Genomic DNA, 13360 nt, shown 5'->3' on the forward strand with positions numbered 1-13360 from the left:
ATGACGTGAAACGACTTCATACGTTTAGTGTAGTCCTTAAAGCCCACTTCAAGTCAAGAAAAGATTTAGGGTTGCGGCCGATGCTGCCAGTGCTGCCAGGTCGCAAAGAGCCCATAGGGAATGGTCCGTTCTGAGTGCGTTAGGAGTCGGTTGATATTTGGCCAGTGACGGGCTGTAACGAATGCAGAAACGACCGCCATGTACCCGACCAGCAGTGGCGTTGTCATGAACGCGATCGCAATGGTCGTGCCCCAAAGACCAATGATACTCGCAAGACTGACCGTACTGGTGATCGCCAGGGTCACCAAAAAGATGGCCAGTGCCAGCAGCAGGAGTTTCGGGTCGATGGCCAATAACACCTCGGCCGTCGTCGCAACGGACTTGCCGCCTTTGAATTTGAGAAAACACGAAAAAGCGTGGCCCACGATGGCAATCAATCCGGTGATCAAACTGACAAGTGGCGCGTGTGGCAACTGCAGCCAAAACGGTAATGTGGCTGCGACGTAACCTTCGAACGCATCACCCACCAGCGTCAGTAAGCCCACCGGTAAGCCCAACATCCGCGTCATGTTCGTTGTTCCGATGTTGCCGCTGCCGAACTGGCGAACGTCACGATGACTGATAGCTCGGCTGAGCAGCACGCCGGTCGGAATCGACCCGATAATGTAAGCCAAAAAACAAACGATATAGAAATGAATGCCCGTCATCACTGCCATTACGAGAAGACCTGCAGCAGTGATTTTGGCTTTGGCATCTCGGCCTGCAACCCAACAAATTTTTGATGCAACTCATGCGTTGCCCGTTCCCGCTGTTTGCGATTGAGCGGTTGATCCGGATCAGTGACGACCGGTTCACCCACAATTAAGGTGTTTCGGCCCCACCCGCGACTTTGAAACACGGCCGGAATAATCGGCGCCCCGCTATCATGTGCAACAACCAAGTAGCCGGATTTAAGGGTCGTGCTGTACCGTGAACCACTGGGAAACACGATCAGTGATTCGGGCTGTGTCTTGAGGTGGTCAATGGTGTCATGTAAGGCGGCCACATTGGCCTGCCCGCGATCCACTGGGAATGCGTTCAACCAACGCAATAACCGCCCTAAAACAGGTCGTTTAAATAATGCTTGCTTGGCCATGAAGAAAAACGGGGTCGGTGCCAGCAGTGATGCATACAACAAAGCATCCCAGGCGTGGTGGTGTTCCGCCACCAGAATGTAGGGCTGGTCACGTTGCGCCCGCTCGCGATGCTGAACCTTAACGGGGCCGAGTTTGAAAAAGAGATACAGGCGCACACACTGGCGCGCAAACCGATAGAACATGTGGGTCACTCCTTAGATTTGAATTTGTAGTTGGGCGCGTTCGCTGATCAGTTGGTCAGCCAAGACCTGCCAGTCATAGGCCCAGGCCATGGCGAGAACGCCACCACCGGTGTGACAGCCAACCCCGGGGCCAATGATGCCAGCACTAAAGCGGACATCGGTAAACGTTTCTTTTAGGTGATGCAGCCACGCGCGCTTTTCTTCTGGTGCGTTGCCGTCAAACACCACGGCGGCGTAAGGTAATTTCGGCGCGGCCTTAATACTGGCGGTTAAGTCGTCCTCAATGTGACGGATGGCACGCTTGGCTGTCCGTTCCTTTCCAATCGGCCGAATGATGCCAGTGTCCTGCGTATCAATCGCCAATATTGGGCGAACGCGCAACAGGTTGCCCAAGACCTGAGAGGTTGTCGAGATGCGCCCCGTGCGTTTCAAATAATTCAGGTCCTTAACGATAAATTCGATCTGCATGGAGTGCTGAAGCGTGGTGATGGCGGCTAAGATATCAGTGATCTCGAACCCCTCATTTGCCAACCGAGACGCCAGCAGCACCAGCATTTCCATTCCGCCACAGGTACTATTGGTATCGACGACGTGGACGCGCGGCATGGTCTGGTCCGCAACGACCGAAAGTGCACTGGTAAAGGAACTGATGCCCTTTGACATGGGGAGGATGATGACGTCGGTGATGCCCTCCTCTGCCAGGTCATCCAGGAGTTGGGTGATCGTGCCCATGCTTGGCATCGACGTTGTGGGCAGCGCCTTTCGCTTGGCCAACTGGTCGTAGAATTGTTTGGGCTGTAACGTTCTCATATCGTAAAACGTGTTATTGTCCCAATTGATGGCGATTGGCGTCACGTAAATGTTTCCGGCCCGGGCCACCGTTTGCGGCGACAGGTATGCTGAACTGTCCGTAATAATTGCGATTGACATAATGACGTCCTTTCTGAATTGCTTTTTAATTACTATACTAGTATAGTTACTGAATGAAACCTATACTAGTATAGTCACGTGACAACGTCAATCAAAAAATGATATGATGCTTGTTGAAACCTCATAAAACTGGGCGACCAAGGCATATTATTTTTTTCAAAGGAGGTTATGTTGTGACCACAGAACCATTAAAAAAACAAATTTTAGCCGTCAGTCTGCCCCTGTTTATTGAACACGGGTATAAAAAAGTCACCTATAAACAGATTGCTGACGCGGTCGGCATCAGTAAGTCATTATTGCAGTACCACTACCCACAAAAGAGCCAACTCATGGAAGACTTGATGAACGTGAACTTCAATCAGTGGCTTAAAACGATTCCAGAGGGTGAGCTATATACGCGACTGACAGCCTTTTTACTGATGTTCTTTGATTTCATCTCAGCCAATAAGGCCGTCAATGGGTTGATGACCGAGATCATCGCCAACAACGAGCTGTTTAATGCATTTATGACCTTCTTTAGTAAGTGGCTGACGGACAACAATTTTGTGCAGCGAGACGACAATAAGGTAAAGGCGGCGTTGTTATTTGCAATCAGCGGCGGCTTGCAGTTGTACCGGTTTAAGGACAGTTTGATGGTGCCGGTTAAACAAGTCACGCAAACGATTATGAGCACCTTGTTGAACATTGTCGGCAAGTCGAGTCAGCTGATCGATACGACATTTAAGAATGCGGAGAATTTGTATCAGCAACTGCGACCTGAGGGCTGGCAGTTGGTCTACTAAGTCAAATGGGCAATAAAAAACCGTAGCGAGTAATTTCGCTACGGTTTTTCGGCGCTCTATTCTTGTGTTATACGTGATAGTCGGCTGGTTCAATTTGTTGAATTTCAGTTTCCTGTGGATCTGTTACTTGTGGTACCCATTCATATGGGACTCGATAGGCGCGATAAGTCATGTTTAATGTTTTGCCTTCAAAAGCTTCATAGTATGGATTTATATATTCCCAAACAGTTTTATGTTGAGGTGTAACCTCAAATATTCGACCGTCAGATCCCTCTGTGATGAGTGTGTTTCCGTTTGGTAATCTTTGCGCGGCACTGATATACGGACTGAAGAAACGAGTATTGTCATTTTCACCAGCGTCTTCAGCAGTGTATTGCCATTTAATATCTAAAGTAGTCGGATCAGTTTCCAGGATTCGTGAATAATCGCGACGTTCACTTTGAGTACCATGTTCAGACACACCGTTAACAGCACCATATCCTGCCCAGCCACCATTGTCAAACATAAGCAAATTGCCTTCTCCTGGTAAACCTTTTGGAATCATGTGAAAGTGGTGTTGGCCAATAATTTGACCCAACGAAAGTTCGTCAAAGTTTGGTCCAATTCGCCAAACGATTTCACCAGTCTTCTTACTTGTAATTGCGAGAATATTTGCATTGCGTGAATCCCAAATAATATTGTCGGGGTTAAAACGCTCGTCACCATTATCGTACCACCGATTGGGACCTAATGTTGAGAGACAGTTAATGTGTAGCCAATCCCCCATTCCTCCTCCAGCAGGTACCATGCTAGGATCGCGGAAAAGCACATTTTTCTGAGTTTCATTGAACCCTAATTCATTGAAGTGATCGCTAGCCCGCCACTGCCAGAGTGTGTTTCCCGACCAATCAACTTCGACAAATTTATCATCAAGAAGGCGTTTGTCGGTTATGTTGTGATTGTACAGGTTTTCATGCGTCAATATTAGGGTATTTCCTCCCTCTGTTTGAGGTATCATACCAGGTGCGTAATAACCGGTTGTTGATCCTTCCCGTTCAAAGTTATGGTGTTGGCGGGCCATCCTGGTTGGCTTTTGACCTGGGTCGGTGACTTCTTCTGTCTGATCATATCGTCAAACTATGTTGCCGTCCCAATCAACCTGGACGAGATCCAGTTCATCTTGATAGCCCTGTTTAATATCACGTTCTCCAGTAGATCCAAGGACGTAACCACCGGGCAAGATCTTATTTGGAAATCCGGACAAGCCCGCCCATAGTTGAACTTCGTTACCGTCCATATCGATCAGAAGTGCGCCTTTAGCAGAAGGGAAAATGGTTAAGCCATTATAAAATCTTTTTGGATCATATATTGTGGTGCCGGTTGGATAAATTCTTGGATAGCCCATTTACAGTACCTCCTAATTTTGACTAGCGTTACCAAAAGTGACAACGCAGAAGTCATGTTCTGATGTTTTCGTTAGATTTTGTTTGGCATGCGGGTCGCGAACTGCTTTTAGCCGGTGCGGGTCGACGCCATCAACTACGGTGACCTTACCAGTATTAGCTCCATTTGGCGCCCCCGGGACACGTAGGTTTGTTACATTGAGTTGTGCCACTGGGGTTTCTTTAGGTTTTGATAAGTCTATTTGATCATATGGTATCCGAGTCATCCATTCAACGCGATTAGTCTTGTCACCTTTATTACCCCTGAAAAAGACGGGATTTAAATACTCCCATACCGTATCACAATCAGATGTAACTTCGAATATTCGTCCAATAATTCCCTCACAGATAATAGTATTGCCGTTTTTTAGTCTCTGGACTTTACCGAATGCCGGGCTGTAAAATTTATACGAATCGAGAGGTTGAACATTACCTGCTTCTTCAGGTGTGTACTGCCACTCAATCGTCATCGTCCGTGGATTGATTTCTAATATCCTCGAATATTCTCTATGTTGATTGTCGATACCATCCGGAGACAACCCATTAACAGCACCAAAGCCAGCTGCACCACCCTGATCAAAAATAAGTATGTTTCCGGCTCCTGGCAGTCGATTGTCAATCAACTGAGCATCAGTTGGATTAATAAGCCAATCGAATTGTTGATCTCCAGAAAACTTGTCATACGTGGGCCCGAGCTTCCAAACTATCTGTCCAGTTTGATGACTAATAATAACGACTACGTTTGCATTTGGTGCACTAAAGATGATATTTTCAGGATCGAAGCGATCATCACCGCCATCAAACCATATATTCTTTCCTAAACGGGCAACGTGTTCTATTTTAAGCCATGGTTTTTGCCACCCTAAGCGGTTATTTTGCTCAATGAGTCGATAAATAGCGTTCTCTGCTGTGGTATTAAAACCAAGTTCAGTAAAGTGATTGCTAGCTAACCAGTACCATTGCGTACCACCTTGATTATCTTTAATTATAATTTGGCTATCTAGGACTGGTAAGCTACTAAGTTGTGACCTTGATACTAATCTTGTCTCAACGATAATCTTTCCTTTTTTTGCCCTCGCAGGTTTGGTCACTACTACCTCACCATTCATGTCGATGAAATCTATTTTGCCATTTCTTGTGATTACGGTGTAGCCATTGTTTGCTTTTTCGGGATTATAAACGGTTGTTCCCGTTGGATAAACTGTTGGAAAACCCATGGAAAAGTCTCCTTTCAAGAGTTGGATTAATTAGTTGTCAGTTACGGTAGCACTCGAAATAGCTTTCTTTAATATTGATGTATCGATATAATCATTCACATCATAGTTATGCTTGAGATCACCGCTTTTTGAGAAATAATTATAAATTTCTTTGAGATCGGTGACTGTTGATTTGCTAAAGTCGATGCTAAAATCTGTGCTTTTAAAAACCTGAAGAACTGTGTTTTTAGGAACATTCAGTTTTTCTGAAACGACAGTTGCTGCCATTTTAGGATGCTTATTGACTAAATTGACAGCGTCATTAATTGCTTTCAGATACGCTTCTGCAGCCTTAGGGTGCTTTTTCAAAAATGAGTTGTTTGAAATTGCAAAGGCTAAGGTTGGCGACGTTACCTTTGATTGAGTCGTTAACACCTTAAACTTGCCGGTTTTTGCCAATTTAGCAGCATCTTGACCAGATGCCCATACGGCCGAAGCCTTGCCGGATTTCATAAGTGCCAACCCTTCCTGTCCTGTTTCAACCGACACCAGGTTAACTTGACTGGACTTTAAGCCTGCTTTAGCCAACGTTTTAGCGACCCAGTATTCAGTTACAGTTCCCTTATTAGTCAAAACCGTCTTACCTTTCAAATCAGATAAGGCATTAATTCCTTTCGCCACGTAAAGTTTTACGTTACTCCCGCTGGAACTTGACAGCTTTGCAAACATTTTAAGACCACTCTTGCTTGAACCACCAAATCGGTTCAACGCTGCAAAATCAGCAACATATCCGATATCAAGTTGACCAGTGGTGATAGCGTTCACAGATTCAATTCCAGATGAGAATGTAGACGTTTTAACTTTGATTCCGTATTTGCTGAAGTACCCCTCTTTTTGTGCAATAGCAGCCAAATACTGCCCGTCAGAGTTTGTCATCAGACCTAAACGAATGGTGGTCTTACCGGAATTAGATGAAGAATTAGTGCTTTTAAGACCAAGCACAGCACCAACAATCATCCCGATAATGACCATGATACTGGCAATCCAAATAATGATTTTTTTCAAGACAATAAACGCTCCCTTTAATTATTTTATGATTCGCTGTTTGTCAGAAATGCCGTATTTTCGGAGCGCAACGTTGCCAAATAATCTCAAAATCATATCCGAGATATAGCCAAGAAAACCCAGAATAAAAATACCAACAAAAATCCAGTCTGTTCTGTAATAAAGCCTTGACGTGTAAATTAAATAACCAATTCCATTTTGTGCCGCGAGCATTTCAGCTGCAACAATGGCAATGATTGCGCCACCTAGACCCAGTCGAACACCTGTAAAAATACTGGGAATGGACGATGGAATAACGACACTATAAAAAATTTGAAATTTTGAAGCGCCTTGGGATTGTGCAGACTCAATTTTTAGCGGGTCAACTGCAACAACACCAGTAATCGTATTGATAATGATGGGAAACATTGTCGCGTAAATGATTAACGTCACTTTTGAAACTTCACCAACGCCGAACCATAACAGAAACAGTGTCAAAAATCCGATAGCAGGAACAAATCGAAAAAAGTTGATTAGTGGTTCAATCAACCAGCGGACAATTTTGAATTGACCAACGACTAGTCCTAATGGTACAGCGATAATGGTGCCAATTAACCACCCACAAACTATTCTGAAAAGACTAACGAGAAGATCACTTTGCAGAGTTCCAGTTTTAATTAATTCTTCAGCGCCCGATAGAGTTTTCAGCGGTGTTGATAGAAAACTGTTGCCCATCATATTCGCGGCAATTTGCCATACTACAAGAAGTAACAGCCACGCTAGTAATCCACGTTGCGCAAAAAACGCCAGGGCATTTTTTAATTTTGAGCTATCCTCATCTTCAATTTGGCGACTTACCTTTTTTACTTTATGCAATGAATGTGTTATTGAGACCGGTTCTTTTGAAGGCTTGGCGTTTACTGTTTTCATTTTGCTGGTCCTCCTACTTCAAAGTAGTCATTAATCCTATTCACTAATTGTTCACTTTCATTTGAGTATAAGTTTCTTGGATAAGATTGATCGACAGAAACTGTAATTGAAATACGTGATTCCGGTGACTTAGAAAAGATACTAATTTTCTGACCAAGATACGCTGCTTCTTGAATGTCATGGGTTACAAATAGAATCGTTTTCCCTGTTTTTTCCCAAATGTTGATCAATTCGTTTTGCATAATTCGTCTTGTTTGGGCATCCAAAGCACCAAAGGGTTCATCTAGAATTAGGATGCTAGGATTGTTCGCAATACTTCGGGCAATTTGAACACGTTGCTTCATCCCTCCTGATAATTCATATGGATATTTATCTGCGTGTTCTTCTAAGCCAACCAACTTTAAACTATGATGAATAATTGGCTGACGTTTTTTTTCAGAAACGTGCTGCATCTTCATGCCATAACCAATGTTTTCTTGAACGGTTAACCAAGGAAAGATTGCTGTTTCTGCATCTTGAAATACGACACCTCGATCACTACCAGGCTTAGTCACTTCATGGCCATTGACGAGCACCTGGCCACTTGTTTTAGGAAGAAAGCCGGCTATGATGTTTAAAAGGGTTGATTTACCACATCCGCTTTGACCAAGAAAAACGTGAAATTCGCCAGTAGGAATTGTTAAATTGATGTCTTTTAAAACCAATGGCGATATCGATTTTGATTGGAATAGCTTGGTTGCTGACTGGTAGCGTTTGGAAACATGTTTAAGTTCGATACTATTTTCGTTCACTTAATTCACCTCGTTTTAGACTTATTGTCTGTTCGACTCACATCGTTAACTCATTGAGCAACAACTTGACTCTAATGCTAACTCGACAAATTATAGCGCGACAAATCATTAAAAATAATCAAATTTGCTACCTAGCAATCAGTCAATCAACTCAGACCGTGATTTAGTGTCTATAACCAGCGATAAGATTTACCCATCACGCATGAAAACAACTTAATGTTTTCTTTTGCTTTTTAGGTTGCGTTAAGATTCAACATTTTTCAAAATGAGCAAAATTTTGAGTGCTTTGTACCCTTTAAAGTGAAAGGTTGCCGTTGGTATTCAGTTAAACTGAAAAAATAGAAAGACTAAAAGATAATTTTTCAACATGGTTAGAACCGATATGTGTTTTTGACAATATTTTATTAAAAGATTCCATTTGCAGACCATTTCTTGAATTATTGAATTTATTTTAAAAATAGAACACAAAAACCGTAGCGAGTAATTTCGCTACGGTTTTTGTGTTCTATTCAGCTAAAAATCCATGTTCCAAAACATCGATATACCCCAGTGATTCTTGAACTAACCATTCCAAATCATCCACTTTGACGTCTGGATGGTCCGTCATATAGGCCTGTGCCTTGTCTGAGATGAGGTTCGCCATCATCAGAAATAGTCCCCTGACAGTTTCCAGACTAACCCCTTCACGCAGGGTCATGCGATCGAGCACAGGCCCCGCCAGATCTGTGGTGGCCATTTTCATTTCGCCATCCAATAGGCCCTGCAGTTTTGCTGCCAATGCTTCGGGAAATTTGTTTGTGCCGCCATATAGCGCAAGTGAAAATGCGAAGTCGTCTTGATAATCCAGCTGCATTTTGATTTTATATCGCATCGCGCGCTCGATCATCACCTTGAGGTTGGGCGCTGACTGCCAAACGTTGAAGTCAGCTGCCCGATTCATCCTCGCCAGCGACCACTTCGACACCTCGTAATACAGGTTGGCTTTGTTGCCGAAATAGTGAAATAACAACCCCTTCGACACCTGTGCCTCACTGGCAATCACATCCGTTTTGGCGTTGCGAAACCCGGCCTGCGCAAATTCGTGCAGCGCACTGGTCAGGATACGATCCACCTTTTCGGGGTCCTTTGGAATCTCGCCCTTCACTGCTGCTTTTGGTCGTGCTGCCACGGTCACCGCTCCTTTCTAATTCATCGTCAAGTCACGGCGCCGGTAGCACCCGTAACCAATCATCAACAAGATGATTCCTAAAACAGTCATCCAGCTAAAGGTCGTCCAATTGACTGCATGGCTGGGAACTGAGTTGACCCAACCGTATGGTGAAATGCGTTGCGCCCATTTTGGCAGGTCAAGCAACGCGCCAATGTACAGTGAGAAGACCCCGTAGATCGGTAAGATCCAAACGACCGACTGGACCTTTGGCAGCGCCCCAACTAAAACGGCCGCGATACCGCAGACAACTAACAAGGCTGGCCAAAAGCCGACGAAACCACGCATGAGCTGGCCGACCGAAACTGGCATGTACGCCATGGACTGCTGTCCCGCAAACGCCATGCCGTAGATGGCGAGCGCGAAGCTGACAGTGCCCACTGCCAAGGCATGCCCAGTATAGGTGATAAATAACCGCAACCGTGACACTGGTTTAGCATGGACGGCTTCCAAGTAGCCCTTCTTGTCGTCGGTGTTGAGCTTCAACAGCGTCATCAGCGGTGGAATCGACGCCACGACCACGAAAATGATCGTCAGCTTATTTGCCAGTCCCAGAATGATGGTCTTATTGGCACTCTTAACCGCCGCGCTGCCAAGCAGTTGGCCCAGCGTTGGATTCGTTTTGACCAGATCCCCCACCGTACCAAAGATTGAGCCGTAACTTGCCCCAAACAGCGCTAACCCAATGAGCCAGATGGCTGTGCTAACCCGGTCCAACCGCATAAGCAGTGTAATGGGTCCGCGCAACCACACGCTGGCAGTCTTGCGGCCGTTTCTCGGAGCAACTATTCCGGCACCAATGTCGCGCCGAACGGCCACGAGCACGGTGACAATCAGCATGACCACGCTCAGAATAAGCATCATCCAGACGGGTGTCCAGTCGTTACCGGTGTAGAGTTTCATTTTTTCGATCCAGCCAAAAATGGTCCACCACGTGTACTTGGGGTTTTGCACATCCGTCCCCATTCGGGCGATGAACAGCACCGCGAGGAAAATATAACTCAGAATCGTGGCACTCCGCCCGTTGTTGACGATTTGACTAAAGAAGAGCGCGAATACGCCAAACATGAATCCGAAAGCAGCCAGACCAAGGCCAAACAGCCAGTTACCAGCGGCGTTTGCGCCACTCATCCCAGCAAATTGAAGCCCCAACGCCTCAAGCACGCCGGCGCCAAGGTTAATGAAAACGAGTTCGCCGATTGCGGCCACTAATGGACTTTGCCGGCCAACCGCATGCGCCAGCAACAGTTCCGTTGTGCCGTCATCTTCTTGCATCCGGGTGGCGTGCACCGCGAAGTACAGGTTCATCATGGCGGCAAACAGTCCCATAAACACCATCATTTCGGCGCCATACACCATGGCGACAGTGTACGGCTTTGTTCCGGTAAATGGGCCTAATAGTGAAACCATCGCCGGTGTCTTTAACGTTGTGATAATGGAGTTCATGGCTTTGGTGGTCCCATACATGCCATCAAATTTTACAGCAGCTGCGGTCATGAGGCCGATCAGTGCGATCCACCAATACACGATCTTTAACCAGTCATGCCGTAAATTAAGTCTGAGTAAGGCACCAGTTCCTGTCAGTTTACTTGCTGTCATGACCATCACCCGCTTCACTGTTGTCCTGGTTGTAGTACCGCAAGAAGAGATCTTCAAGGGTCGGCGGCGTGCTCTGCAGCTGGAGGATACCCAGTTGTCCAAGCGCCGTCATAACCGAACCGACGTGCTCTGAATCAACTGAGAAGATCGCTTGGGTAGCCGTTTTTTCATCAAAACTATGCACACCGGTCATGTTGGCAACGGCCGCAAGCGGCTGGCTAGTCGTGACGGTGATGGTGCTCCGGCTCAGCTGGCGCATCTCACTCAAACTGCCGATCTCAATGATCTCACCCTTACGGATGATGGCGATGCGGTCACACATTCGTTCCACTTCACTTAAAATATGCGATGACAGCAGTACACTTTTACCAACAGTTTTTAACGCTAAAACCTGTTTTTGGAAGACCTCTTCCATCAGCGGATCCAGCCCACTAGTCGGTTCATCGAAAATGTAAAAGTCGGCATCACTCGAAAACGCCGCAACGAGCGCCACTTTTTGCCGATTCCCCTTGGAATAAGTTCGCGCTTTCTTCGATACATCCAATTCAAAGTCCTTGATCAACGCATCCGTCTTCGCAGAATGTTGCTGCCCATTCAGCCGCAGCAACAAATCAATCACCTCGCCCCCCAGTCAGGTTGGGCCAAAGATAAACGTCGCCGGGCACGTAGGCAGTCCGTTTATGAATCGCAACGGCATCCTGCCAGACGTCCATGCCAAAGATCTGCGCCGACCCCTTCGTTGGCCGTAAGATTCCCAGCAGTGTTCGAATCGTCGTTGACTTGCCGGCCCCGTTTGGCCCGATAAACCCAAAAACTTCCCCCGCATGAATCGTCATGGTAATGTTCTTTAAAGCTTGGAACTTCCCGAACTTCTTTTCTAGATGGTCCACTGTTAAAATGTCACTCATCATTCTCACCCCTCAGCGATACCGTTAATTCGCGGTATCTGTCTTGATGGCTAAAGTATAGAATGGCTGAACTTGCCAGTCAATGACTATCGAGTCAATGGAAGTCAAGATGAAAAGAACGCGGTTGTAGGCGTTTGACCTGAGAGAAATTCTGAGTCAATGAAATGATGAGTGGGGACTGAAACTACTTCTTCCGGGAGTCTTGCTACGACTAGGCAAGTTAGAGACTTGGGGTACTCTTTCTCTGTCATGTAGCGGAAATGAGTTCCGAAAAACTGAGACCGGCCACGTAAGAGCAGCTAGTGAAAAATCCAGGCCCAGGATTTTCCACTAGCTGCTCTTACGTTCTGGTCTCACCCGTTTTTCTCCACTCTCTTATTTTTGTGTAGGATTATGGAAATGAGTCGGCGCAGCATCCTGAATAGCGTTTAACTTAGCCATATCATCGTCGCTGATCGTAAAGTCTAATTCAGCGTTGGCTTCAATGTGCGCTTCTGAGGTTGACTTAGGCAGCGGCAGTAAGCCATTTTGAATCACAAACCGGAGTGCCAGTTGTGGTACAGAAACACTGTACTGGTCGGCTAAACTGGTCATGGTTGGGTTGGTCAGCAAATCACCGGTGGCCAGTGGTGAGTAAGCTTCAACCAAGATGCCATTATCCTGCGCAAATTTCGTATTTTCAGGCTGCGTAAAGCCTGCATAGTACTGAATTTGGTCGACGGCGGGCACAATTTCAGTGTTGTCCAGCAAGTTTTTAACATCATGGGCATCGAAGTTAGAGATCCCGATGCTCTTGATCTTACCGGTCTGATAGAGTTTTTCCAGTTCTTTCCAAACGGCCACGTTTTCCTTATCGAAGCGCGTGCCGATTTGGCTCCATGGCCACGGCGCATGGATCAGGTACAAGTCCAGATAGTCGGTGTCGAGATTACTGAGTGTCGTGTTGAAATAGTCAGCAACCTGGCTGGCATCCTTAACCTCACCAGGTAATTTTGAGGTCAGAAAGATGTCTTCCCGGGCGATGCCAGAATCGTTAATGGCCTTGCCGACACTCTTTTCGTTGCCATAGACGTAGGCGGTATCGATATGCCGGTAGCCTGCCTTTAACGCGTTAGCGACGGCGTTATACGCGGTGTCGCCATCGGGGATCTGCCAGGTACCAAACCCGACTTTAGGAATCTTAACGCCGTTGTTGAGGGTGAACGTTTCAGTTAAAATACTCATTTGAACATCT

13 protein-coding genes and 1 pseudogene are annotated in these 13360 nt (G+C 46.1%); 1 reads left to right on the top strand and 13 read right to left on the bottom strand.

Annotated elements, in window-relative coordinates; translation table 11 throughout:
* Nucleotides 1-65: 65 nt before the first annotated feature.
* Genes plsY through AYR61_RS12160 form a run of 3 tightly spaced genes read right to left on the bottom strand, consistent with a single transcriptional unit; the run spans nucleotide 66 to nucleotide 2248 of the window.
* Nucleotides 66-716 carry a glycerol-3-phosphate 1-O-acyltransferase PlsY gene (plsY, locus tag AYR61_RS12150; protein ID WP_083215553.1) on the bottom strand — a complete coding sequence of 217 codons (651 nt, stop codon included), beginning with the start codon at nucleotides 714-716 and terminating at the stop codon, nucleotides 66-68.
* Nucleotides 716-1318: a lysophospholipid acyltransferase family protein gene (locus AYR61_RS12155; RefSeq protein WP_065903186.1), complete on the bottom strand. Its 603-nt coding sequence runs from the start codon at nucleotides 1316-1318 to the stop codon at nucleotides 716-718. Before AYR61_RS12155 ends, plsY begins: the two co-directional genes overlap by 1 nt.
* A 12-nt stretch (nucleotides 1319-1330) precedes the next feature.
* Nucleotides 1331-2248, bottom strand: coding sequence for a DegV family protein (locus AYR61_RS12160; RefSeq protein ID WP_054707264.1), 918 nt, complete (start codon nucleotides 2246-2248; stop codon nucleotides 1331-1333).
* A gap of 173 nt (nucleotides 2249-2421) precedes the next feature.
* On the opposite strand from AYR61_RS12160, the gene AYR61_RS12165 reads away from it, so the two are divergent.
* Nucleotides 2422-3030, top strand: a complete 609-nt coding sequence (locus AYR61_RS12165; RefSeq protein WP_065903188.1) for a TetR/AcrR family transcriptional regulator — start codon at nucleotides 2422-2424, stop codon at nucleotides 3028-3030.
* Between the two features lie 67 nt (nucleotides 3031-3097).
* Here AYR61_RS12165 and AYR61_RS12170 read toward each other — a convergent pair whose 3' ends face one another.
* From AYR61_RS12170 to AYR61_RS12215, 10 genes and pseudogenes are all read right to left on the bottom strand, one after another.
* On the bottom strand, nucleotides 3098-4090 hold the full coding sequence (locus tag AYR61_RS12170) for an aryl-sulfate sulfotransferase (RefSeq protein WP_065903192.1): 993 nt from the start codon (nucleotides 4088-4090) through the stop codon (nucleotides 3098-3100).
* 51 nt (nucleotides 4091-4141) lie between these two features.
* The gene (locus tag AYR61_RS15590) at nucleotides 4142-4414 is read right to left on the bottom strand and encodes a hypothetical protein (protein ID WP_065903194.1); all 273 of its coding nucleotides are present in this window, start codon (nucleotides 4412-4414) and stop codon (nucleotides 4142-4144) included.
* A gap of 12 nt (nucleotides 4415-4426) precedes the next feature.
* On the bottom strand, nucleotides 4427-5668 hold the full coding sequence (locus AYR61_RS12180) for an aryl-sulfate sulfotransferase (protein ID WP_054707254.1): 1242 nt from the start codon (nucleotides 5666-5668) through the stop codon (nucleotides 4427-4429).
* A 30-nt stretch (nucleotides 5669-5698) separates the two neighbouring features.
* Nucleotides 5699-6712, bottom strand: coding sequence for an ABC transporter substrate-binding protein (locus AYR61_RS12185; RefSeq protein WP_065903196.1), 1014 nt, complete (start codon nucleotides 6710-6712; stop codon nucleotides 5699-5701).
* Between the two features lie 21 nt (nucleotides 6713-6733).
* Nucleotides 6734-7621 (bottom strand): ABC transporter permease, encoded by an 888-nt coding sequence (locus AYR61_RS12190; RefSeq protein ID WP_082615663.1) that lies wholly within the window; start codon nucleotides 7619-7621, stop codon nucleotides 6734-6736.
* Nucleotides 7618-8412: an ABC transporter ATP-binding protein gene (locus AYR61_RS12195; protein ID WP_056987689.1), complete on the bottom strand. Its 795-nt coding sequence runs from the start codon at nucleotides 8410-8412 to the stop codon at nucleotides 7618-7620. The genes AYR61_RS12190 and AYR61_RS12195 overlap by 4 nt, the downstream gene beginning before the upstream one ends.
* A gap of 505 nt (nucleotides 8413-8917) precedes the next feature.
* Nucleotides 8918-9580: a TetR/AcrR family transcriptional regulator gene (locus tag AYR61_RS12200; RefSeq protein WP_054707245.1), complete on the bottom strand. Its 663-nt coding sequence runs from the start codon at nucleotides 9578-9580 to the stop codon at nucleotides 8918-8920.
* 15 nt (nucleotides 9581-9595) lie between these two features.
* Complete coding sequence (locus AYR61_RS12205; RefSeq protein WP_083215555.1) at nucleotides 9596-11218, bottom strand: ABC transporter permease; 1623 nt, start codon at nucleotides 11216-11218, stop codon at nucleotides 9596-9598.
* Nucleotides 11205-12129: pseudogene (locus AYR61_RS12210) on the bottom strand (ATP-binding cassette domain-containing protein). Before AYR61_RS12210 ends, AYR61_RS12205 begins: the two are co-directional and overlap by 14 nt.
* Before the next feature lie 372 nt (nucleotides 12130-12501).
* Nucleotides 12502-13350 (bottom strand): aldo/keto reductase, encoded by an 849-nt coding sequence (locus tag AYR61_RS12215; RefSeq protein ID WP_065903201.1) that lies wholly within the window; start codon nucleotides 13348-13350, stop codon nucleotides 12502-12504.
* Nucleotides 13351-13360: the final 10 nt, after the last annotated feature.

The organism is Secundilactobacillus paracollinoides (assembly GCF_001702155.1).
Taxonomy (GTDB): Bacteria; Bacillota; Bacilli; order Lactobacillales; family Lactobacillaceae; genus Secundilactobacillus; species Secundilactobacillus paracollinoides.

What these genes read in the sequence shown, in the direction of transcription:
- plsY (WP_083215553.1), bottom strand. Translation starts at nt 716, where the DNA reads ATGGCAGTGATGACGGGCATTCATTTCTATATCGTTTGTTTTTTGGCT.
- AYR61_RS12155 (WP_065903186.1), bottom strand. Translation starts at nt 1,318, where the DNA reads ATGTTCTATCGGTTTGCGCGCCAGTGTGTGCGCCTGTATCTCTTTTTC.
- AYR61_RS12160 (WP_054707264.1), bottom strand. Translation starts at nt 2,248, where the DNA reads ATGTCAATCGCAATTATTACGGACAGTTCAGCATACCTGTCGCCGCAA.
- AYR61_RS12170 (WP_065903192.1), bottom strand. Translation starts at nt 4,090, where the DNA reads ATGGCCCGCCAACACCATAACTTTGAACGGGAAGGATCAACAACCGGT.
- AYR61_RS15590 (WP_065903194.1), bottom strand. Translation starts at nt 4,414, where the DNA reads ATGGGCTATCCAAGAATTTATCCAACCGGCACCACAATATATGATCCA.
- AYR61_RS12180 (WP_054707254.1), bottom strand. Translation starts at nt 5,668, where the DNA reads ATGGGTTTTCCAACAGTTTATCCAACGGGAACAACCGTTTATAATCCC.
- AYR61_RS12190 (WP_082615663.1), bottom strand. Translation starts at nt 7,621, where the DNA reads ATGAAAACAGTAAACGCCAAGCCTTCAAAAGAACCGGTCTCAATAACA.
- AYR61_RS12205 (WP_083215555.1), bottom strand. Translation starts at nt 11,218, where the DNA reads ATGACAGCAAGTAAACTGACAGGAACTGGTGCCTTACTCAGACTTAAT.
- AYR61_RS12215 (WP_065903201.1), bottom strand. Translation starts at nt 13,350, where the DNA reads ATGAGTATTTTAACTGAAACGTTCACCCTCAACAACGGCGTTAAGATT.